Source organism: Pseudomonas sp. CCC4.1 (assembly GCF_035019225.1).
Classification (GTDB): Bacteria; Pseudomonadota; Gammaproteobacteria; order Pseudomonadales; family Pseudomonadaceae; genus Aquipseudomonas; species Aquipseudomonas bubulae.
In genome coordinates this window covers 1-21847 of the sequence record NZ_JASJWL010000034.1, presented here as the reverse complement: position 1 = coordinate 21847, position 21847 = coordinate 1, and the positions used below count along the sequence as shown (strand labels likewise).

Annotated in this window: 25 protein-coding genes; 15 read left to right on the top strand and 10 right to left on the bottom strand. The window is 59.8% G+C overall.

Annotation, left to right across the window (positions count from 1 at the left end; genetic code table 11):
- From flgD to QN377_RS14540, 5 genes are all read right to left on the bottom strand, one after another.
- Positions 1-726: a flagellar hook assembly protein FlgD gene (flgD, locus tag QN377_RS14560; RefSeq protein ID WP_095001822.1), complete on the bottom strand. Its 726-nt coding sequence runs from the start codon at positions 724-726 to the stop codon at positions 1-3.
- A 15-nt stretch (positions 727-741) separates the two neighbouring features.
- Entirely contained in the window at positions 742-1188 is a 447-nt protein-coding gene (gene flgC / locus QN377_RS14555; protein WP_095001823.1) for a flagellar basal body rod protein FlgC, read from the bottom strand.
- A gap of 3 nt (positions 1189-1191) precedes the next feature.
- A complete protein-coding gene (gene flgB / locus QN377_RS14550) occupies positions 1192-1599 on the bottom strand; it encodes a flagellar basal body rod protein FlgB (protein WP_016782175.1) in 408 nt (135 codons plus the stop codon).
- Positions 1600-1954: 355 nt separating this feature from the next.
- Entirely contained in the window at positions 1955-2782 is an 828-nt protein-coding gene (cheR, locus tag QN377_RS14545) for a protein-glutamate O-methyltransferase CheR (protein ID WP_095001824.1), read from the bottom strand.
- A 45-nt stretch (positions 2783-2827) separates the two neighbouring features.
- Positions 2828-3760 carry a chemotaxis protein CheV gene (locus QN377_RS14540; RefSeq protein ID WP_322212544.1) on the bottom strand — a complete coding sequence of 311 codons (933 nt, stop codon included), beginning with the start codon at positions 3758-3760 and terminating at the stop codon, positions 2828-2830.
- Positions 3761-3836: 76 nt separating this feature from the next.
- Here QN377_RS14540 and flgA point away from each other — a divergent pair, with 76 nt between their 5' ends.
- The 4 genes from flgA to QN377_RS14520 all read left to right on the top strand — a co-directional run bounded on the left by flgA (position 3837) and on the right by QN377_RS14520 (position 6439).
- Positions 3837-4607, top strand: a complete 771-nt coding sequence (flgA, locus tag QN377_RS14535; RefSeq protein WP_095001826.1) for a flagellar basal body P-ring formation chaperone FlgA — start codon at positions 3837-3839, stop codon at positions 4605-4607.
- A 151-nt stretch (positions 4608-4758) separates the two neighbouring features.
- Complete coding sequence (gene flgM / locus QN377_RS14530; RefSeq protein WP_095001827.1) at positions 4759-5085, top strand: flagellar biosynthesis anti-sigma factor FlgM; 327 nt, start codon at positions 4759-4761, stop codon at positions 5083-5085.
- Between the two features lie 49 nt (positions 5086-5134).
- Positions 5135-5602, top strand: a complete 468-nt coding sequence (locus tag QN377_RS14525; RefSeq protein WP_095001828.1) for a flagella synthesis protein FlgN — start codon at positions 5135-5137, stop codon at positions 5600-5602.
- A 96-nt stretch (positions 5603-5698) separates the two neighbouring features.
- The gene (locus QN377_RS14520) at positions 5699-6439 is read left to right on the top strand and encodes a flagellar brake protein (protein WP_095001829.1); all 741 of its coding nucleotides are present in this window, start codon (positions 5699-5701) and stop codon (positions 6437-6439) included.
- A gap of 100 nt (positions 6440-6539) precedes the next feature.
- Here QN377_RS14520 and QN377_RS14515 read toward each other — a convergent pair whose 3' ends face one another.
- Together QN377_RS14515 and QN377_RS14510 are read right to left on the bottom strand one after the other, a co-directional pair.
- The gene (locus tag QN377_RS14515; RefSeq protein ID WP_095001830.1) at positions 6540-7853 is read right to left on the bottom strand and encodes an MFS transporter; all 1314 of its coding nucleotides are present in this window, start codon (positions 7851-7853) and stop codon (positions 6540-6542) included.
- A 65-nt stretch (positions 7854-7918) separates the two neighbouring features.
- The gene (locus QN377_RS14510; protein ID WP_176464311.1) at positions 7919-9160 is read right to left on the bottom strand and encodes a glutamine synthetase family protein; all 1242 of its coding nucleotides are present in this window, start codon (positions 9158-9160) and stop codon (positions 7919-7921) included.
- A gap of 305 nt (positions 9161-9465) precedes the next feature.
- On the opposite strand from QN377_RS14510, the gene QN377_RS14505 reads away from it, so the two are divergent.
- Positions 9466-10764 (top strand): histidine-type phosphatase, encoded by a 1299-nt coding sequence (locus QN377_RS14505; RefSeq protein WP_095021370.1) that lies wholly within the window; start codon positions 9466-9468, stop codon positions 10762-10764.
- Here the strand turns inward: QN377_RS14505 and QN377_RS14500 are convergent.
- Both QN377_RS14500 and QN377_RS14495 read right to left on the bottom strand, forming a co-directional pair.
- Entirely contained in the window at positions 10757-11974 is a 1218-nt protein-coding gene (locus QN377_RS14500; RefSeq protein WP_095019234.1) for an EAL domain-containing protein, read from the bottom strand. The two genes, QN377_RS14505 and QN377_RS14500, sit on opposite strands and share 8 nt — an antisense overlap.
- A gap of 120 nt (positions 11975-12094) precedes the next feature.
- On the bottom strand, positions 12095-12856 hold the full coding sequence (locus QN377_RS14495) for a FadR/GntR family transcriptional regulator (protein WP_095001834.1): 762 nt from the start codon (positions 12854-12856) through the stop codon (positions 12095-12097).
- 238 nt (positions 12857-13094) lie between these two features.
- Here QN377_RS14495 and QN377_RS14490 point away from each other — a divergent pair, with 238 nt between their 5' ends.
- The 10 genes from QN377_RS14490 to QN377_RS14445 all read left to right on the top strand — a co-directional run bounded on the left by QN377_RS14490 (position 13095) and on the right by QN377_RS14445 (position 21167).
- Entirely contained in the window at positions 13095-13835 is a 741-nt protein-coding gene (locus QN377_RS14490) for an SDR family oxidoreductase (protein WP_095019233.1), read from the top strand.
- Between the two features lie 153 nt (positions 13836-13988).
- Positions 13989-14837 (top strand): fumarylacetoacetate hydrolase family protein, encoded by an 849-nt coding sequence (locus QN377_RS14485; RefSeq protein ID WP_095019232.1) that lies wholly within the window; start codon positions 13989-13991, stop codon positions 14835-14837.
- Positions 14838-14851: 14 nt separating this feature from the next.
- Positions 14852-16129, top strand: coding sequence for an L-fuconate dehydratase (locus QN377_RS14480; RefSeq protein WP_095019231.1), 1278 nt, complete (start codon positions 14852-14854; stop codon positions 16127-16129).
- 24 nt (positions 16130-16153) lie between these two features.
- Complete coding sequence (locus QN377_RS14475; protein ID WP_095019230.1) at positions 16154-16999, top strand: amidohydrolase family protein; 846 nt, start codon at positions 16154-16156, stop codon at positions 16997-16999.
- Positions 16996-17772 carry an SDR family oxidoreductase gene (locus QN377_RS14470; RefSeq protein WP_095001839.1) on the top strand — a complete coding sequence of 259 codons (777 nt, stop codon included), beginning with the start codon at positions 16996-16998 and terminating at the stop codon, positions 17770-17772. Before QN377_RS14475 ends, QN377_RS14470 begins: the two co-directional genes overlap by 4 nt.
- Positions 17769-18110 carry an L-rhamnose mutarotase gene (locus QN377_RS14465; RefSeq protein WP_095019229.1) on the top strand — a complete coding sequence of 114 codons (342 nt, stop codon included), beginning with the start codon at positions 17769-17771 and terminating at the stop codon, positions 18108-18110. The genes QN377_RS14470 and QN377_RS14465 overlap by 4 nt, the downstream gene beginning before the upstream one ends.
- A 148-nt stretch (positions 18111-18258) precedes the next feature.
- Positions 18259-19053, top strand: coding sequence for an MFS transporter (locus tag QN377_RS14460; RefSeq protein WP_322212538.1), 795 nt, complete (start codon positions 18259-18261; stop codon positions 19051-19053).
- Positions 19005-19484 (top strand): hypothetical protein, encoded by a 480-nt coding sequence (locus QN377_RS14455; RefSeq protein WP_323567637.1) that lies wholly within the window; start codon positions 19005-19007, stop codon positions 19482-19484. Before QN377_RS14460 ends, QN377_RS14455 begins: the two co-directional genes overlap by 49 nt.
- A gap of 36 nt (positions 19485-19520) precedes the next feature.
- On the top strand, positions 19521-20831 hold the full coding sequence (locus QN377_RS14450; RefSeq protein ID WP_095019228.1) for an MFS transporter: 1311 nt from the start codon (positions 19521-19523) through the stop codon (positions 20829-20831).
- Between the two features lie 84 nt (positions 20832-20915).
- A complete protein-coding gene (locus tag QN377_RS14445) occupies positions 20916-21167 on the top strand; it encodes a hypothetical protein (protein ID WP_095001843.1) in 252 nt (83 codons plus the stop codon).
- 27 nt (positions 21168-21194) lie between these two features.
- Here the strand turns inward: QN377_RS14445 and QN377_RS14440 are convergent, their stop codons facing one another.
- The gene (locus QN377_RS14440; RefSeq protein WP_095019227.1) at positions 21195-21653 is read right to left on the bottom strand and encodes an REP-associated tyrosine transposase; all 459 of its coding nucleotides are present in this window, start codon (positions 21651-21653) and stop codon (positions 21195-21197) included.
- Positions 21654-21847 lie beyond the last annotated feature (194 nt).

Sequence of the window (21847 nt, the reverse complement as noted above, 5' to 3'; positions counted from 1 at the left end):
TTACAAGCCAATGGTCTGGACTTTGGACATGCCAATGCTGCCCAGGCCTGCGAGGTTGAGCATGATTTCACCGCCGGTCTTGCTCAGGGTCACGCTGTTGACCGTGGCGGGCAGATAGGTGGTGAGCGCCGTGGTACCGGCGTCGGTTTTGCTGGATGCGGTGAAGGTGTAGGAGCCCTTTTCCAGCAGCACACCCTCGTCGTCCTTGCCATCCCAGGTGAACTCCGCGTTGCCGGCTTTCTGGGTGCCCATGTCGATGGTGCGAACCACCTCACCGTCGGCATTGGTGATGGTGATAACGGGTTTGGAGTCAGCATCCTTGACCACCACGGTGCCGTTGAAAGGCTTGTCGCTGGCCGGATCCACATAGGCTTCGCCGGTCTGCACGATCACCGAACGCCCCACCAGCGACGAGGCCTGCAACGCCTGCGAAGACTGGAAGTTGCCGGAGATCGAATTGACCGTATCGTTGAGCGTGGTGATGCCTTCCAGGCTGCTGAACTGCGCCAGTTGCGCAACGAACGCCGTGTTGTCCTGCGGGTCCAGCGGGTTCTGGTTTTTCAGCTGGGTAACCAGCAGTTGCAGGAACGCATCCTTGCCCAGCGCCGTGTTGCCGGATACCGCCTTGGAGGCCGCCGCCAGGCTGGTGTCAGTGGTCTTGGCCTGGGCGGAGTTGGCGAGTACCTGGTTAAGGGTCAAGCCGCTGGTGGAATCGGTCACACTCATTTGCGTCGCCCCTTATCACTGACCGAGGGTCAGGACCTTCTGCATCATGGTTTTGGCGGTATTCATCAGCTCGGCGTTGGTCTGGAACGAACGACTGGCGGAAATCATGTCGGCCATTTCTTCAACCACATTGACGTTGGGGTAATACACATAGCCCTTGGCGTCGGCAGAAGGATGGTTGGGCTCGTAGCGGGCCTGCAACTCGCTCTGGTCTTCAACCACACCCAACACCTGCACGCCCTGGCCGGCGGCGTCCTGGTTCTGGAACAGCGAGTCGCCGCTGCTGCTGCCTTGCGCACCTTGAAACATAGTGGCAAACACCGGGTGGCGGGCGCGGTAGGTCTGGTCGATGCTCGACGACACCGTATCGGCGTTGGCGATGTTGCTGGCCACGGTGTTCAGGCGCGTGGTCTGGGCGCTCATGCCGCTACCGGCAATATTGAAGACACTGGATAGAGACATGGATCACTCCCCGCGCAGGGCCGACATCAGCCCTTTGAATTTGCTGTTGAGCAGGGTGAAGCTGGCCTGGAAGTTGACCGCATTCTCTGCATAGTTCGACTGCTCAAGCTGAGCGTCCACGGTGTTCTGATCGATCGACGGCTGCATCGGCGTGCGGTACAGCAGCGACTCGTCGCCGCTGCTCAGGCCCTGGGCTTCGATATGGCGGGTGTTGGTCTTGTTCAACGCAAATGTGCCGTTCTGGTTTTTGTCGTTCTGGGCGGCGAGCACAGAGGCGAAATCCAGATCCCGAGCCTTGTAGTTCGGGGTATCGGCGTTGGCGATGTTGTTGGCCAGTACTTCAGCGCGCTGGGCACGAAAGCCCAGGGCCTGTTCATGGATACCAAGCGCTTTATCGAAGCTGATGCTCATCTCGAAAAACCTTTGTGGGCTGACCTGAGAGTGTGGTTCAGGTTTTACATGACAGGGATAGAGCAAACCCCGTGCCAGTTTTTACAGCCCCGTAACACAAGGGTTTGCCGGGAGGCGGGAGATGGCAATGGCAAAAAAGCGGCAATGCTTGACCGCTGACTGCCGGTTTTCTGCCGCTTTGCTTTGGATTCGTCGTAGCAGTTGCCGAAGGAACCAGGCTGCGTTCGGCGACGAAGTCGTCGTAAAAACCCTGGTAGCCGGGTTTGACTGTTACACCGCAGCCCCTGATTTTGCGACTGCTTCGCAGCCGAACGCAGCCTGGTTCCTTCGGCAGCTGCTACGGGGTTATCCCAGCCTATTTGGCCTGGTAAATGATCCCCGGGCTGCATTGCACCATCTGGTAATGGTCCGGCAACCCGTTGAGCGCTTCAGAAGCGCCCAGGAACAAATAACCGCCCGGCTTCAAAGTGCTGTGAATGCGCAGCAGGATGTCTTTTTTCACTTCGGCCGAGAAGTAGATCAGCACGTTGCGGCAAAACACGATGTCGAACTTGCCGAAGCTGGCGTAGCTGTCCAGCAGGTTGAACGGGCGAAACTCCACGCGGTTTTTGATCGGCGCCTTGATCACCCAACGCCCCGGTCCCTTGGGATCGAAATAACGTTGCAGGCGCTCCGGTGACAGGCCCCGGCCAATGGCCAGGTTGTCGTATTCGCCGGTGCGGCAGGTGTTGAGCATCTGCGCTGACAGATCGGTGGCAAAAATCTGCACGCCGGCTTTGAGCTGCCCAAGGTTGCTGCGCTCGAATTCGTCAATCGCCATCGACAGCGAGAACGGCTCCTGCCCCGAAGAGCAGGCCGCCGACCAGATACGCAGGCGCTGGCCGGGGCTGGCCTTGATTTGCTCCGGCAACACCTTGTTTTTCAGCACTTCAAAGGGATAGGTATCGCGAAACCACAGGGTTTCGTTGGTGGTCATGGCATCGACCACCTGCTCGCGCAACCCGCTGCGCGGCTGAGCCTGGATGCGTTGAATCAGCTCGCCCAACGACTTGATGCCCTGCTGCTCCATCAATTTGTTGAGGCGGCTGGAGACGAGGTACTGCTTGTTCTCACCCAGCAAAATGCCACAGGCTTTTTCCAGGAATACCCGGAACTGTTCAAAATCCAAATTAGCCGTCGACAAATGATCCTGCCTCTTAAATCGTTTTGACCGCCAAGGGCTGCGCCCCTAGCTGTGGTCTGCTGCTTTGATCCGGTCAACTACCCGGGTTGCCAGGTCATCAGGGCGGAACTTGGCCAAAAAGTCATCGGCACCGACTTTTTTGACCATCGCCTGATTGAATACCCCGGACAACGAAGTATGCAGAATGATGTGCAAGTTTTGCATCCGCGGGTCGTTGCGGATTTCAGCTGTCAGGGTGTAGCCGTCCATTTCCGGCATCTCGATATCCGAGATCATCATCAGAAACTCTTCAGACGGGTTCTTGCCCTCGTCCACCAGCTTGCGCAGGTAGTCGAGCGCCTGGCGCCCGTCGTTCAACGACACCACTTCAACACCCACCGATTGCAGGCAACGGGCAACCTGCTTGCGCGCCACCGACGAATCGTCAACGGTCAGCACCCGCAATGACAGCGCCTTGCTTTGGGTTTCAACATCCACCACGCCCTGGCTGATGGTTTCAGACGATGGCGAGACTTCTGCCAGCACCTTTTCCACGTCGATGATTTCGACCAGTTGCTCGTCCATACGGGTCACGGCCGTCAGGTAATGGTCGTGACCGGTGCCCTTGGGCGGCGGATGAATGTCTTCCCAGTTCATATTGACGATACGCTCCACTGAACGTACCAGAAAGCCCTGGGTCTTGGTGTTGTACTCGGTGATGATCACAAACGGGTTACTTTGATCCTTCAAGGCTCCCGCGCCGGAGGCCATCGCCAGGTCGAGAATCGGTATGGTCGCGCCGCGAATGCTCGCCACACCGCATACCACGGGGTGGGACTTGGGGATCAGGGTCAGCTTGGGGCATTGCAGCACCTCGCGGACCTTGAACACATTGATCCCGTAAAGCTGTGGCCCATCCAGGCGAAACAGCAACAGCTCCAGGCGGTTTTGCCCCACCAGTTGAGTGCGCTGGTTAACCGCATCCATCACTCCGGCCATACTCAGCTCCTCTTAAAAACTTCAAGTTTCAACCCGCATATTCCGAAAACGGCACGGGGCTTGCTTTTTATCGGTCATGAACGCAAAAACGACAAAATCCTGCCACCGACCTTTCCTGCCGAGTCTGCGCCGCTGTGGTCTGAGCGCGCTGGCGGCGGGCACCTTGCTTGCACTCAGCACTTATAGCAGGGCTGACGCGTTTACATCGCCTGAACAGCTTATCGGCGTGACCCAGGGCTTTCTTGAATTCACGGTTGAAGACTACCTGGCCACCAGCCAGACCGAGGGTCGATATCAGATCCAGGTCAACAATCTTGACCCGCGCCTGCGCCTGGCCCAGTGCGACAAGGATTTGACAGCTTCCCTCGAAAGCCCGGCGCAACCCATGGGCCGGGTGATCGTGCGCGTACGCTGCGAAGGGCTGTCGCCGTGGACCATCTTTGTGCCGGCCCAGGTCAAACTGTTCCGCGACGTAGTCACCGTCAATCACCCGCTCAAGCGCGGCATGGTTATCGACTACCCCGACGTGACCCTGCGCGAGCGCGATGTCAGCCTGATCAGCCAGGGCTACCTGACCGCCACCGAGCTGGCCGTGGGGCAAAAATTGCTCAGGCCCATGGTCACCGACCAGGTGCTGACCCTCACCCACCTGGAGCAGGCCGCAGCCGTGCGCAAGGGCGATCATGTGGTGATCAGCGCGCGCAGCGGCACATTAAGTGTCAAGATGCCCGGCGAAGCCCTGTCAGACGGTGGCCTTAGCGAGCAAATACGGGTAAAAAACCTGAACTCCAAGCGTGTTATCCGCGCCAGGGTGACAGCACCCGGGCAAGTAGAAGTGGCATTATAGGAAAGTTGGCATCAGTCTCGCGACTTTCCTACACTGTCATTTGACGCAGATCAGTACAGCTCTGTGTGAAGCCATGATTAATCGAGCCTAAAGTTTTTCCGGGTATGGCCGAAAACATGGCAAGCGTCCAAATACCCCGAGGTTTAACGTTATGGTCATCGACTTCAGTCGTCTCAACAGCGCCCCGCCCCTGACCGGCAGTACACGCAGTAACGCCAGCCAGGAAACCGGCAGCGCCACGCAAGCGGCCCCGGCAATAAACCCTGAGCAAAACGGCGTCAGCGCCCCAAGCGGGGAATCTGTTCACCTCAGCCAAGAGGCTCAACAGTTGCAGAAGATCAGCGACTCGTTGCGTGACCAACCTGTAGTCGACAAAAATCGGGTGGCAGAGCTTAAACAAGCCATCGCGGACGGCAGCTACAAAGTCGACAGCGACCGGATCGCCAGCAAACTGCTTGACATGGAAGCCCAGCGCTAGGCCAACGGCCAGTGCCGCGCTTTTGGACGCTTAACTCCCAGAGCCCGCCATGCACGACGAAAATTTACTGCAACTGATCAACGATGACCTCGCTCCTGCCGAGCAATTGCTCGGCCTGTTACAGGACGAATCCATCGCCCTCAAAGGCCGCGACATGCAGGTGCTGGAAAACATTCTGGCGCGCAAACAGTCGCTGATCATTTTGCTTGAGCAACATGGCCGCAGACGCAGCGAAATTCTCGCCAGCCTTGGCCTGGCCACCAACCGCAGCGGCCTCGAAAGCCTGGCCAGCCATTCCAGCGTGGGAACACAACTGCTCGCCCAGAGCGATGCACTGAACCAGCTGCTAGCGAAATGCCAGGCCGCCAACCTGCTCAATGGTCAGTCGATCCAGACCCAGCAGGCGATCACCGCCAACCAGTTGCGCATCCTCCATGGCGGCGAAGCCCCGTCTCTGTATGACGCACGCGGCACCACCTCGATGCTCAACAAGCACCGCGCCTACAGCCAGGCTTGAGCCCGCGCAACCACCGCATGTAGCGAGACACACAACATGATGGCAGAATGCCCATCTTTTGCGTGTCGCTGTATTTTGTCTGGAGATTGATCAAACGTGTTCGACGCCCAAGATGCTCCGCAACCGCCAAAGGTGCTTACCACGCCGTTGGAAATTGCCTCCAACTTGCGGATGCTGCAAGAGAGCCATGACCCGCTGATCATTACTTTCCAGGACCGCACCCAGCGCTTCCAGAGCTATGTGGTGGATGTTAATCGCGAGAGCAACACCATGGCCCTGGACGAAATGATCCCCCGTGACGGTGAGCGTTTTCTTGAAGCGGGGGTGCCGTTCAAGGTTGAGGGCTTCCATGATGGCGTGCGTATCGCCTGGGAGTGCACCACGGCGCTGACCATTGATGACCGTCATGAGCACCGCTGTTATCGCGGCGCGATGCCCCACGAAGTGGTGTACCACCAGCGCCGCAATGCATTCCGTGCGGCCCTGCGGCTGGCCAATCTGGTCAATGTGCAAGTGGCGGGTGACAAGCTCAAGGCGCCGATCAAGGGCAAGTTGCTGGACGTTTCGGCAACCGGCTGCAAATTGCGTTTTGAGGGGGATATCAGCCAGGGCATGCAACTGGGCCAGGTGTATGAGCGCTTCAGCGCCGACCTGCCGTTTGGCCTGATGTCGACACCGGTGGAGTTGCGCTACCTGCATTTTGAAGAGCGGCTGAACATCACCTTTGCCGGGATGCGCTTTCACAACATCAGCGGCGCGGTACAGCGCCAGGTCGAGCGGTTTGTCTATCAACTGCAGCGCGAGGCGCGCCAGTTTGATAAAGACGATGATTATTGAAACAGTGGTCGCTGGCTTGCCTGCGATGCACAGGGCGCGGTCTGGCTGAAAAACCGCGCTGAAGCCATCGCGAGCAAGCCCGCTCCCACAGGGGTATTGCCTATGTCTTGGACTCTGGTTCCGGTTCTGGCTCCTGCTCCTCCACCACCGGCTCCTGCACCATCTGTTCCTGCACCACCTGCTCATCCACCCGCGGATCAAGCGCAGCCACCAGCGGCGAGCTGGACATGCTGTCGGGCATGGCCACGTGATGCAGCGGCGCATCATCGACCTGGTGCAGGTTGGTCACCGCATTCGGGCGAATCCGCCATACCAGGATCAACCCTGCCACGCTGAAAAACCCATAGAGCATCTGGCTGCCAAACAGTTTCATCAGCACCCCCGCCACCAACGGCCCCACGCTTGCGCCCACGCCATAAGTCACCAGCAGCATGGCCGTCAGCGACACACGACGCTCCGGCTCGATATGGTCGTTGGCAAAGGCCACGGCCAGCGGATAGATGCAAAATTGCAGCAAAGCCGCCAGGCAACCGGCAATAAACAGTACCTGCATGGGCACCGCCGGCAAGATCGCCAATGGCAACGCAGCCACCGCCAGCAAGCCGGCGAAGATACGGATCAGCAACGGCCGGTCATAACGGTCGGACAACCAGCCCAACGGCCACTGCACCAGCAAGCCGGCAAAAATGCAGCTACCCATATACAAGCCGACCAGTTCGGTAGACAGCCCTTGCTGCGATGCGTAGAGCGGTGCCAGACCGTAAAACGAGCCCACCAGCAAACCCGCGCCCATCACCGCAATCAACGACTGCGGCACACGCTTGATAAAAAATTTCGGGTCCATCGGCGCCGGGTGCAAAGGCGCCGGGTGAATACGCCGGGTCATGGCCACAGGCACCAGGCACAAGGCAAAACACAAGGCCACCACCATCAACAACTCGAGACCGAGCTGCGGGTGAACCGCCAGGATCAATTGCCCAAGCACCAGGCCCAAATAGGAGGCGATCATGTAGAGGCTGAACACCACGCCGCGCTGCCTGGCCTCGGCCTGCTCGTTAAGCCAGCTTTCGATGACCATGTACTGGCACATCATGCCCAGACCGACAATCACCCGCAGCAACAGCCAGATCGGCAGCCAGTCCGTCAGCCCGTGGCACAGCACCGCCGCACCGACAATACCGGCGCACGTGGCGTAGGCACGAATATGCCCGACCCTGGCAATCAGCCGGTGGCCGATCTTGCCACCCAGCACCAGGCCAAAATAGTTGGCCGCCATCAGCGCGCCGATCCACAGGCCGTCGACATTGTCCGCTGCCAGGCGCAGCGCCAGATAAGTACTCAACAGGCCGGAACCGATCAACATCATCAGCGAGGCAAAATACAACGCTCTAAAGGACTTCCAGATCTGGTGCATTGGCTTTCCCTACGGCTCCTTGTGTCTGCCACCGGGAACAAGCCCGGCGCCACAGATTTAAACGGTCAAGCCTGAGACGCAAGAACGCGACGTTCCCAGGGCGTGATTTCGTCATGGAAGCTGGTCAGTTCCAGCGTCTTGGACGCAACGTAACCTTCGATGAACTCAGTGCCGAACAGTTCAATCGCCATTTCACTACGGGCAAGGCGTGCCAGTGCCGCGTGCAAGGTGCAGGGCAATGTAAGCGCCTCGGGCACCTGGAACTCACCCTGGATCGCAGCACTCGGTTCAAGCCCACGCTCGATGCCATATAACCCTGCCGCGAGGCTGGCGGCAATTGCCAGGTACGGGTTGGCGTCCGCCCCCGGCAAACGGTTTTCAACCCGCCGCGCCGCAGGTGAGCTGGCCGGAATGCGTAAACCCGCACTCCGGTTGTCATGGGACCAGCACGCGTTGTTCGGCGACGCATAGGGGTGGAACAAGCGCTGATAGGAATTTACGTTCGGCGCAAACAACGCGGTAAAGTCCGCCATGCCCGCCTGCTGCCCGCCGATAAAATGGCGGAAGGTGGCTGTCGGCTGCCCCGCTTCGTCGCTGAACACGTTTCGCCCGCTGGCCGCCTCGACCACGCTCTGGTGAATATGCATCGAACTGCCGGCCGTGTGCGCCAGCGGCTTGGCCATGCACACCACGTTAAGGCCATGCTTGAGGGCAACTTCCTTGAGCAGGTGCTTGAACAGAAAAGTCTGGTCGGCCAGCAGCATCGGATCACCGTGCAGCAGGTTGATCTCGAACTGGCTGACGCCCATCTCGTGCATAAAGGTGTCACGGGGCAAGCCCAGTGACGCCATGCACAGGTACACCTCATTGAAAAAAGGCCGCAAGCCGTTGTTGGAGCTGATGCTGAACGCCGAAAATCCGTCTTCACGGCGCCCGTCCAGGCCCACGGGCGGGCGGAACGGCTGGGCCGGATCGGGGTTGTGCGCAAACACAAAGAACTCCAGCTCGGTCGCTACCACCGGCGCCAGTCCCCGCGCCGCGTAGCGGGCGATCACCGCTTTCAACTGGCCACGGGTCGACAGACGCGAGCTTTCACCGCTGAGCTCATCGGCATCGCAAATGGCCAGGGCACGGGTTGGCTGGCTCCAGGGCAGGCGATGAAGCTGGGTGAGGTCTGGCACCAAGGCAAGATCACCGTCCTCGCCGCCATAAAAGCGTGACTCCGGGTAGCCACCCATGATGCATTGCAGCAGCACGCCACGGGCCATCTGCAAGCGCCGCCCTTCTATAAACCCCGCAGCAGTCATCACCTTGCCACGGGGCACGCCATTGAGGTCGGGGGTGACGCATTCAATCTCATCAATACCCGCCAATCGCTGTGCGAGCAAACCCTGGCCATCGCTATTCATGCCACTATCCTTGTTGTTAAGCAGGCCGCGCAGGGCAATGGCTACAAAATACGCACTGCCTGTTCGGAATTTCAAGCGAGCACCGCACAAATCTCGCGAAAACAGTGATCCTTCCTTCGGCAGCCGCTACGGAGCTCGGCATTTGTCTTATTTGCCGACTAGACTCTTCGCCCACTGTGTCAGGAAGACCCAAAGGAAGATCGATGAAGACGCTGCCCCCGCTTTATACCGGCCTGTTGCTGGCCAGCCTGTTCAGCCCCGCAGCCTTGGCCCAGATACCCAGCAGCGATGGCTATGTGCTGGATAAAGTCGTGCAGGTCAGCCGCCACGGAGTGCGCCCGCCTACCGAATCCAATGAAAAACTGCTGACCTCGGTCACCCAGCGCAAATGGCCAACCTGGCTGGTGCCCTTCGGTAACCTGACCGGCCACGGCTATACCGGCGCGGTGGAAATGGGCCGCTACCGTGGTGAAGTGCTGCGCGACGCCGGGCTGATCCCCCGGGGCTGCCCGGATGCCAGCCAGTTGCTGGTACACGCCAGCCCCCTGCAACGCACCAAGGCCACGGCCCAGGCCTTGCTCGATGGCATGTTCCCCGGCTGCGGCCTGCAACCGGGCTATGTCCACGGCAAGCAGGATGCCCTGTTCCAGGCCAATGAAATGCCCTTTGCCGCGCTCGATCCGGCCAAGGCCAAAGCCGAAATTCTCAAGGCTCTGGGCGGCAGCGTCGAAGCCGCACAGGCACGCTACAAACCCTTTGAAGAAAAACTCAGGGAGGTCGTCTGCCTGCCTGCCACCGATTGCCCGTATGGCAAACAGGACTGGACACTGGAACAAAACGCCAAGGGCCGTTTCGCGATCAAGGGCCTGAGCGCAGGTGCCAATATGGGCGAAGTGTTCCGTCTGGAATATAGCCAGGGCCTGCCACTGGACAAGGTCGCCTTCGGCAACGGCCGCACCGCCGCCGAGGTATCCAGCCTGATGGTGCTGACCAAGGCCAAGTACGACTACCTCAACGACATCCCCTATATCGCCAGCCGCGGCGCTTCCGAGCTGATGAACCAGATTGCCCTGGAACTCAAGCAGGGCACCCCGCTGGAGCAGAAAGACGCGCCGGATAGCCCGCCCGATGTACCGCTGATGCTGCTGGTGGCTCACGACACCAATATCTCTTACCTGCGCACCATGCTCGGCTTCGGCTGGAAGCAGGGAGATTACATCGCCAACAACATCCCGCCCGTGGGTACGTTGCAGTTCGAACGTTACAAGGAAGTCAAAACCGGCGAGTACTTTTTGCGCATCGCCTTTGAGGCCCAGTCAATGGACCAGATTCGTAACCTGACCCAACTGACCGCCACGCAAAAACCCCTCAGGAGCGATTTCCAAAGCGCCGGGGACTGCCGCAAAACCAGCGCAGGCCTGCTCTGCCCGCTCAAGGATGCGATGGTCAAAGTCGAGCAGAACATCGACCCCACCGCGCTGACGCCCTATACCTTCAACTAGCGGTGGTTAAGGCAGGGCTTGCTTCACGTTGCTGCAACCAGCACAGCAAGTCCTGCCCGCTCATGGGCCGCGCAAACCAGTAACCCTGCCCTTCAACACAGCCCATGGCCAGCAAACGCTGGGACTGTGCCTCGGTTTCAATCCCTTCAATAACCACCGACATACCCAAGGCTTTACCCAGGGCCAGGGTGCTGGCGATCACGGCGGCGCAACGCGGTTCATGCTCCAGGTTGCCCACAAATTCACCGTCCAGCTTGATTTCGTTGAATGGCAACTGGCACAGCCGCTGCAATGACGAAAAACCGGCACCAAAATCGTCAATTGATAACCGGCAGCCCATCATGCGCAGGCGCACCAGATTCTCCAGGCTGGCGACCGGAGCTTGCAGCAAACCGGTTTCAGTCAATTCGAAGGTCAACCTGGAGCCCGGCGTGACATGACGGGTCAGAACCCCCTTGAGGGTATAAGTCAGCTGACTGTTAGCCAGTTGCGACGCTTGCAGGTTGAACGCCATGTTCAAGGGATAACCCCGTGTCCGTGCTTGCTCTTGCAGGCTCAACGCCTGATCGAGTTGGGCAAACAGCAACTCGTCCATCAAGCCGCAGCGCTCCAGCACCGGGATAAATACCGCCGGCGGTAGCACGCCCTTATCGGGGTGCAGCCAACGGCAAAGCACTTCGACACCGGTCACATCGCCGGTTTGCAGATTGAACTTGGGTTGATACCAGGCCTGCAATTGCTGCAGGGCCAGAGCCTGACGTACTTCGTCCTCGCAAGCCAGTGACAGCGTGCTGCCCGGTACAGGTTCGAGCGTGCAGATAGTGCTTTGATACTTGAGTAACAGAGGTTGCAGCACAGCGGCATACAACGGTTTGCCGGCATCGCCAAGCAACTCGAGCCCCAACAGGGCAATGAGCTGATGCGCAGCACAACGCAAATCGGCCGACAGCGCACTGCTGACAATAATCGACCGGACTTGCCCCGTCCTGCCCACGCGACGCAAAAACGCCAGGCCGTCCATGCCATCCATCTGCAAATCGCACACGGCGATATCCACCGGCCCCACTTGCTGAAGAACCGTCAACGCCTGGCTGCCGTCACTGGCCTCAAACACGTCATGGCAACCCAGGGAGCGAAACATGCTTACCGCAACAGCACGCTGGAAACTGTCATCTTCCAGGATCAGGACACGCAGGGGATTTCCAGGCATTAAGATGAACCATCGAGAAACGGTGTAGGTTAATTATCTCGAATGCTGAAAGATTTTTACCTAGGAAAAGTCCCAATAAATGTAGGACTAATGCCAACCCTCCCGACTGGCGATTGAATGTCAGCGCGCGCTGCGACTGAATATACGGATCACTTCATCCAGGTGTTCGGCCATTGCCTGCCGTGCGGCGGGCGCATCGTGCTGCTCGAGCGCCAGCAGGATACGGCGGTGCTCATCTTCCGAGCGATGGGTCATATCCTGTGGGGTGTAGTGGTTTTGCAGGCGCTGGAACATGCTGCCGTAACGATGGCCCAATAGATGCTGGATCATCAGGGCATAGGCCGGGTTGTCCGAGGCCTGGGCAATGCGGATATGGAACAGACGATCGCCGGGGTGGGTGTGGGACCCTTCGCGGTTGTCCTGAACGTTGCGTTCAAAAGCTTCGCGGATGCCCGCCAACTCCTCGTCACTGGCATTGATCGCCGCCAGCGCCGCCGCTTCGGGCTCAATCAGGCGACGGGCCTGCAACAGCGCGAACGGTGGAATTTCGGCATTGAAGTCGATTTCAAGGTTCAGCTCGGGGTCCAGTTCTTTCCACTGGTTGCGCGTAGCCTGGGCCATAACCGGTTCATCTGACACCGCCTGCACCGGCGGCTCACAGACCAGTACCCCGTTACCGACGCGTACATCCACCAGACCTATCACTTCAAGCGCAATCATCGCCTCACGTACCGAGGCACGACTTACACCCAGCAACTTGGCCAGTTCACGCTCGGCTGGCAAACGGCTGCCCGGCGGAAATTCACCGCTGTCGATCAAGGCGCGTAGCTGATCAGCGATTTGCCGATAAAGCCGTTGGTTATCAATAACTTGAAATGGCATCAGGAAATAAGCTCTGGTTTGGACAGCATTCGACAAGCACTTGGAGCTGAAAAAGACGCTTGTTGAAGCTTGAGGTGCATGCTACAAAAGGCCCAATGGCCTGACCATTGGATGGATATCGTAAAGCGATCATAGCAAACCTTATCCTTGTACTTGTGTCGTTTTGCCATTTGCTACGCCCCCAATGGCCTGACCATTGGGCCAACTATAAAAACAATGACATCGTAACGGAGCACCCATGGATCTTTCCGGCAAACGTGTGCTGATCACTGCCGCTGCGCAGGGGATTGGCCAGGCCACCGTCCAGGCATACCTCGCCGCCGGTGCCGAAGTCTTCGCCGCCGATATCAATGCCGGCGCCCTCGACGCCCTTGAGGGCGCGCACAAACATGTTCTGGACGTCACCGATGCTGCTGCCATCGAGCGCCTGGCCAAACAGCTGGGCCCACTGGATGTGCTGTTCAACTGCGCGGGCGTGGTGCACAGCGGCACTATCCTGGAATGCGAAGAGAAGGACTGGAACTTCGCCCTGGACCTCAACGTGACAGCCATGTACCGCATGATCCGCGCTTTTTTGCCGGGCATGCTGGGCAGCGGCGGCGGCTCGATCATCAACATGGCCTCGGTCGCCTCCAGCGTCAAAGGCGTGCCCAACCGTTTTGCCTACTGCGCCAGCAAAGGCGCGGTGATTGGCCTGACCCGTTCTGTAGCGGCTGACTTTGTGAGCCAGAACATCCGCTGCAACGCCATCTGCCCCGGCACCGTCGACTCCCCTTCCCTGCGCCAGCGTATTCGCGAACAGGCCGAGCGCGAAGGCCGCAGCGTGGACGAGGTGTATGCCGCCTTTGCCGCGCGCCAGCCCATGGGCCGCATTGGCACCGCCGAGGAAATCGCCCAGTTGGCGCTGTACCTGGGCTCAAGTGCCAGCGGCTTTACCACCGGCACGGCACAAATCATTGATGGCGGCTGGAGTAACTAGCCGCAAGCTTTTGACCTTGTGGGAGCGGGCTTGCTCGCGATTGGATCGCTGCGCTGTATCAGGCAAATCGCGCTGATGCCATCGCCAGCAAGCCCGCTCCCGCAACAAGCCTGCTCCCACTGGGCCCTGCCCCTCCCCCAAAAAGGATTGTTTATGAAACTGCTGCGTTACGGTGAAAAAGGCCAGGAGCGTCCCGCCCTGCTCGACAACGACGGCCAACTGCGCGATTTGTCGGCAGTGGTCGCGGATATCGCAGGCCAGACCCTGAGCCCCGAAAGCATTGCCCGCCTGCAAGATATCGACCCGTCCACCCTGCCACTGGTTGAGGGCTCCCCCCGTATCGGCGCCTGCGTCGGCCAGGTCGGAAAATTTATCTGCATCGGCCTGAACTACGCCGACCATGCTGCCGAAACCGGTGCCGCAATCCCCGCCGAACCGGTGGTGTTCAGCAAATGGACCAGCGCCATCGTCGGCCCCAACGACAACGTCGAAATCCCGCGCAATTCGCGCAAAACCGACTGGGAAGTCGAGCTGGGTGTGGTGATCGGTAAAGGCGGTCGCTATATCAGCGAAAACCAGGCCATGGAACACGTGGCCGGTTACTGCGTGATCAACGACATCTCCGAGCGCGAGTTCCAGCTGGAGCTGGGCGGTACCTGGGACAAAGGCAAAGGCTGCGACACTTTCGGCCCGCTGGGCCCGTGGCTGGTGACCCGCGACGAAATCGCCGATCCGCACCAGCTCGACCTGTGGCTGGAAGTGGATGGCCACCGCTACCAGAACGGCAACACCCGCACGATGATCTTCCAGATCCCGAAAATCATCAGCTACCTCAGCCAGTTCATGAGCCTGCAACCGGGGGATGTGATTTCCACCGGCACCCCGCCAGGCGTCGGCCTGGGTATCAAACCCGAGCCTGTCTACCTGCGTGCCGGCCAGACCATGCGCCTGGGCATCAGCGGGCTGGGCGAACAACAGCAACGCACCGTGAACGCCGACTGACAGGGAGCCATACCATGACCACAATTACTGCCGTACGGGTTGAAGACATCCGCTTCCCCACCTCGCAATCCCTCGACGGTTCTGACGCGATGAACCCGGACCCTGACTACTCGGCGGCCTATGTCATCCTCGAAACCGACACCCCCGGCCTTGAAGGCCATGGCCTGACCTTCACCATCGGCCGCGGCAACGAAATCTGCTGTGCCTCGATCAAGGCCCTGGCCAGCCTGCTGGTGGGTTTGAAGCTGGAGTGGATCGCCGAAGACATGGGCCGTTTCTGGCACCACGTGACCAGCGACAGCCAGTTGCGCTGGATCGGCCCGGACAAGGGCGCCATCCACCTGGCCACCGGTGCGGTGGTCAACGCCGCCTGGGACCTGTGGGCCAAGGCCGAAGGCAAGCCGGTGTGGCGTCTGGTGGCAGACATGAGCCCCGAAGAACTGGTGCGCTGTATCGACTTTCGTTATATCACCGACTGCATCACCCCGGCAGAAGCTCTGACCCTGCTGCGCGAGCGCGCCAATGGCAAGGCCGAGCGACTGGCCTTGCTCGAGGCTGAGGGCTACCCCTGCTACACCACCTCCGCCGGCTGGCTGGGTTATGCCGACGACAAGCTGCGCAGACTGTGTCAGGAAGCGGTGGATGCGGGCTTCTCTCACGTCAAATTGAAAGTCGGCCACGACCTGCAGGACGATATCCGCCGCGTGCGCATCGCCCGGGAAGTACTGGGCCCGGATCGCAAGCTGATGATCGACGCCAATCAGGTATGGGAAGTGGACGCGGCCATCGACTGGGTGCGCGAACTGTCATTCGCCAACCCGTGGTTTATCGAAGAGCCAACCAGCCCGGACGACGTCGAAGGTCATCGAAAAATCCGCCTGGGTGTCAGCCCGGTCAAGGTAGCGACCGGCGAAATGTGCCAGAACCGTATCGTGTTCAAGCAACTGATCATGCGTGAAGCCATTGACGTGGTGCAGATCGACGCCTGCCGCCTGGGCGGGGTCAATGAAGTGCTGGCCGTGATGCTGATGGCCGCCAAGTACAACCTGCCGGTATGTCCGCACGCAGGCGGCGTTGGTCTGTGCGAGTACGTGCAGCACCTGTCGATGATCGACTACCTGTGCATCGCCGGGACTCACGAAGGCCGGGTGGTGGAATTTGTCGACCATCTGCACGAGCACTTCGAAGACCCCTGCGTGATCCGCAACGCGGCCTATATGCCACCACAGGCTCCGGGCTTCTCGATCCAGATGAAGGCCGCCTCCCGCGAGCAGTACCGCTACCGGGGCTAAGCAAACGGACGGAGTACAACAATAATGTCGTCCCCACACTCACTACGACTGGATGCACACCAGCACTTCTGGCGCTATGACGCCGCGGCCTATCCGTGGATAGGTCGCGACATGAGCGGTTTGCGCCAGGACTTTACCCCCGATGATCTGCGGCCCTTGCTCGATGCTGGCGGATTCGACGGTTGCATCGCCGTGCAGGCCCGAGCCTGTGCCAGTGAAACCGATCAACTGTTGCAACTGGCGCAGCGCTACCCGTGGATTCGCGCCGTGGTGGGCTGGGTCGACCTGTGTGCCCGCGACCTTGAGCAATCGCTTGAACGCTGGGCGCAAGCGCCGGTTTTGCGTGGCTTTCGTCATCAGTTGCAGGACGAACCCTCGCTCGCCCAGTTTATCCAAAATCCGGGGTTCAGCCGTGGCTTGCATACCTTGCAACGCCAGGGACTGGTCTACGAAGTGCTGGTCAAGGCCCGGGATCTGCGCACGGTTACCGAACTGTGCCAGCAGCATGACCAGCACCATCTGGTACTCGACCACCTGGGCAAACCCGATATCCAGGCCGGGGACTTGAAAACCTGGGCCAGCCAACTGGCACCGTTGGCGGCCCTGCCCCACGTCAGCTGCAAGCTGTCAGGGCTGATCACCGAAGCCCATTGGCAGGACTGGTCCAGCGCACAACTGACGCCCTATTTGCACATGGCACTGGAACTGTTTGGCCCCGAGCGCCTGATGTTCGGTTCCGACTGGCCGGTGTGCCTGTTGGCCAGCGACTACGAGGCCACTCACACCCTGGTCGCCAGCGTGTCAGAGCACGCGGCCATCTGGGGTGGTACGGCGTGCCGCGTCTACAACATAGAGGGAGTGACGCAATGAATCTGCATCTGCAAGACAAGGTGTTTATCGTGACCGGCGGCGGCTCGGGGATCGGCGCAGCCATCACCCTGGGGCTGGCTGACGAAGGTGCGATCCCGGTGATTTTCGGCCACAGCCCGCTGTCCGATGAGCTGGCCCGGCAATTGGATCAGCGCGGGGCGCAGAGCCTGTTTGTGCAGGTCGAACTGCGCGACGAAGACGCCTGCCGCGCGGCAGTCGCCAGCGTGCTGCAACGCTTCGGGCGCATTGACGGGCTGGTCAATAACGCCGGGGTCAACGATGGCGTTGGCCTTGAAGCCGGGCGCTCGGCCTTTGTCGAGTCACTGGAAAAAAACCTCATCCATTATTATCTCATGACCCATCTGTGCGTCGATGCGCTCAAGGCCAGCCGCGGTGCCATCGTCAATATCAGCTCCAAGACGGCCCTCACCGGGCAAGGCGGGACCAGCGGCTACACCGCCGCCAAGGGCGCGCAACTGTCGTTGACCCGCGAATGGGCCACTTCATTGCTGGCTGACGGGATCCGGGTCAATGCGGTGATCCCGGCCGAAGTCATGACCCCCTTGTACGAGCGCTGGATCGACACCTTCGCCGACCCGCAAGCCAAGCTGGCGAGCATTGTTGAAAAAATCCCCCTGGGCCGGCGCATGACCACGGCCGCAGAAATCGCCGACAGCGTGCTGTTTTTGCTCTCCCCGCGCGCCTCCCACACCACCGGGCAATGGCTGGTGGTGGACGGTGGCTACACCCACCTGGACCGGGCGCTGACATGAACCGCCAATGCCTGGCGCTGGACCTTAAGGACGACCCGGCGCTGATTGCCGAGTATGAGCGCTTGCACCAGAACATCTGGCCGCAGATCAGCGCCCATTTGCGCGGGCATGGCGTGCTCGACATGCAGATATGGCGCCTGGGCACGCGGCTGTTCATGGTCATGGACACAGCCCCGGGGTTTAGCGCCGAGGCCTTTGCCCGGGCTGGCGCCAGCGACCCCAAGGTGCAGGAATGGGAAGCGCTGATGTGGCGTTTTCAGCAGCCTACTCCCTGGACAAAGCCCGGTGAAAAATGGGCGCCAATGGCACAGATTTTCAGCCTGAAAGATTCTCCCTGACCCTGTGGGAGCGAGCCTGCTCGCGATGGCATCACCGCGGTGGTCAGGCAAACCGAGCCGCCTGCATCGCGAGCAGGCTCGCTCCCACAGGGTGTAGATCCACGCAAACCACAACGCCGAACTCACAACAATAAGAAGGAGATGCGTCATGTCACTCAAGCACCCGAACGTCGCAGCGCCGTCCTTTACCCGGGCGGTCACGTCCTATCGCCGGGCACTGATCCTGGTCACCTGCCTGTTCTTTCTCTGGGGCCTGTCCTATGGCTTGCTCGATGTGCTCAACAAGCACTTCCAGGAAACCCTGCACGTCAGCAAGGCGCAGTCGGGCCTGCTGCAAAGCGCCTACTTTGGCGCGTATTTTCTGATAGCCCTGCCCGCCGGTTTGCTGATGGACAGGTACGGCTACAAGGCCGGCATCCTGCTGGGCCTGTGCCTCTACGCCACTGGCGCCCTGCTGTTTATGCCCGCCGCTGCGGCGCAGAGTTTTCAGTTTTTCCTGTTCGCGCTGTTTGTGATTGCCTGCGGCCTGGGCTGCCTGGAAACCGCCGCCAACCCCTACGCCACGGTGCTGGGTGAACCCGCCGGTGCCGAGCGCCGCCTGAACCTGGCGCAGTCGTTCAACGGCCTGGGGCAGTTTTTCGGCCCCTTGATTGGCGGCGCACTGTTCTTCAGCGGTGCCAACAGCACCGACACCACACAATCGCTGCAAATGACCTATCTGGTGATTGCCGCACTGGTGTTGCTGGTGGCCATCCTTATCGCCCGCACTGCGCTGCCCGACCTGCGCGAGCAGGAAGTGCAAGTTGCGCAGCACGACCACAAAGCCTGTGGCAACACCGCGAATTCGTCACGGGGGTTATCACCCAGTTCTTTTATGTGGGAGCACAAGTTGGCGTGGGGGCGTTTTTTATCAACTACGTCACCGAGCACTGGGCGCAGATGAGCAGCCAGCAAGCCGCGTATCTGCTTTCGGTGGCCATGCTCAGCTTTATGTTCGGACGCTTTTTCAGCACCTGGCTGATGGGCAGGGTCAATGCCCAGCGCCTGCTGCTGATCTATGCGCTGATCAACGTGGCGCTGTGTGCGGTGGTGGTGCTGGGGTTTGAAGGTGTATCGGTGGTCGCGCTGGTGGCGACGTTCTTCTTTATGTCGATCATGTTCCCCACCCTGTTTGCCATGGGCGTGAAAAACCTCGGCCCACATACCAAGCGCGGCAGCTCGTTCATGATCATGGCCATAGTTGGCGGCGCGCTGCTGCCCTATGTGATGGGTCTGGTGGCCGACCACTCCTCCACGGCCGTGGCCTATCTGTTGCCAATGGGCTGTTTTGTAATCGTCGCTGCCTATGCCCGTGCTGCCCTGAAAAAAATCTGATTGCTGTACTCCACAAAAACAATAACGGAGCACCCCATGACCAACCCCGCACTGCAACAGGCGCTGAGCAAGATCCGCTGGCGCATCCTGCCCTTTGTCGCCCTGATGTTCGCCATGGCGATCATCGATCGTTCCAATATCGGCTTTGCCAAACACGCCCTGCAGGCGGACACCGGCCTGAGCAACGCGGCATTTGCCCTGGGTGCGGGGATTTTCTTTATCGGCTATGCCGTGTTCGAAGTACCGAGCAACCTGATGCTGCACAAGATCGGCGCACGCATCTGGCTGAGCCGGATCATGGTGACCTGGGGCCTGGTCTCAGCGGCGATGATGTTTGCCCACGACGAAACCAGCTTCTATATCCTGCGGTTTCTGCTGGGCGTAGCCGAAGCCGGGCTATCGCCGGGGGTGGTGTTGTACCTGACCTACTGGTTCCCGCAGAACCAGCGTGGCTCGGCCTATGGCATTTACTATTTTGGCGTGCCGGTGTCGTTGATGGTGGGCGGCCCGGTATCGGGCTGGTTGCTGGAAAGCGCGCAGTTCGGCCTTACCGGCTGGCAATGGATGTTTGTCACCGAAGGCCTGGCGGCCTCGATCATCGGCGTATTCGCGTTCTTCTACCTGACCGACAAACCCCGGGATGCCAAGTGGCTGAACACCGAAGAAAAGGCCGCGATCGAACACGAGCTGGAAAAAGAGCAACTGCAAAAAGCCAACAAAGGCCCGTCGTCGTGGCGTGCAGGAATGTTCAACCCGGTGGTGCTGTACTTCACCCTGATCTACTTCACCATTCAGGTCAGCGTGTATGGCGTGCTGTTCTACCTGCCAACGCGGATCGCCGAGTTGCTGGGTACCGGCATTGGCCTTAAGGTCGGCGCCCTGACCTCCATTCCGTGGATTGCCACCGTATGCATGCTGTACCTGGTGACACGCCATGCTGACCGCAAGGGCCAACAAACCCGCTATGCCGCATTGATGCTGGCAATGGCCGCAGTGGGCATGATCGGCTCGACCTTGAGTGGCAACCTAGTGCTGGTGATTATGGCGTTCTGCGTGGCTGCCGCCGGTTTTATCACCGTGCAACCGTTGTTCTGGACACTGCCTACCCGCTTTCTGGGTGGTGCAGCGGCGGCCAGCGGGATTGCCGTGATCGGTGCCCTGGGCAACTTGGGCGGTTTTCTTGCACCCACGGTCAAAACCTGGGCCGAGGGCTACTTCAACAACCCGCACGCGGGCATGTACTTTCTGGCCGGCACGGCGCTGCTGGGCGCATTGATGCTGATTCGCTCAGCGAGGGCGAGCGGCAATCCGGGCAAACTCCCGGCCCCGGCAGCCACACCACACTGAGGGGCACTGCGGGTATTAACACGGGTCACATGTGAGCTACATTGGGTAACAAACAACAGCCCGTAAACTCACAAAGGGTGACCCGTGAATACCAATCAAAAACTGCGCACCTTCGACCTGATCCGTGAAGCGGTACTGCCCGAGTACCGCGACCGCGTAAACGAATACCTGAGCCTCTACGAAGAGACGCTGCACAGCGCAAACACTCCGACTGCCGACATCCAGGCCAGTGCCCAACAGCTGCGCGGCTACCTGCGCGGCCTCAACACCACCCGGGTGCTGGGCATGGCTGACTGGGAAGAACTGGACCGGCGCATTACCGAGTCGTGGTTGTAACGGTAAACACCTATCCCCCCTGTGGGATCAAACCCAGATTGCGTACCACAAGGGGTAGTCCCCCACCCGCTGGACCAGCCCGGCGCGCAGCGGGTTGGCAATCACATAACGGGCCATCTGCTTGATATCTTCATCACGCCGCAAGGCATGGTCGTGGTAGCCCTGCTGCCAACGGCGGCCTGTTTGCCCAGTGGACTGGTTGATTGCGCGGGTGCTCAACGATTTTGTGCGACACATCAACTCATCCAGCGAGCCTTTATCAAGGCTGATCAGCCAATGAAAGTGATCCGGCATCACCACCCATGCCAGCGAAGTGGCCAGCCCCTGCTCTTGTGCCCGCTTGAACTGTTCGACCACCCGTCGGCCTACGCGCCAGTTCAGGAAAATCGGTTGGCGTTCAAGCGTATTGGCGGTCAGAAGATAAATGCGATTTTGCTCGCTGTAACGACCACGGCGCAGGCGGTGGGAGGCAGAAAAAGAAGGCATGGCCTGACTCTATGAGTTGATGAATTTCAAAGGCTAGTCAGTAGCGGGCCAGCCACAACGGGCATCGTTTGACGGGATATGTCGTGGGACTTTTTTGTGATCACCGCAAACCTGTGAGAGCTGGATTGCCTGCGATGCACACAACGCGGTCTGGCTGGCGCACCCCGGGGATGCCATCGCGAGCAAGCCCGCTC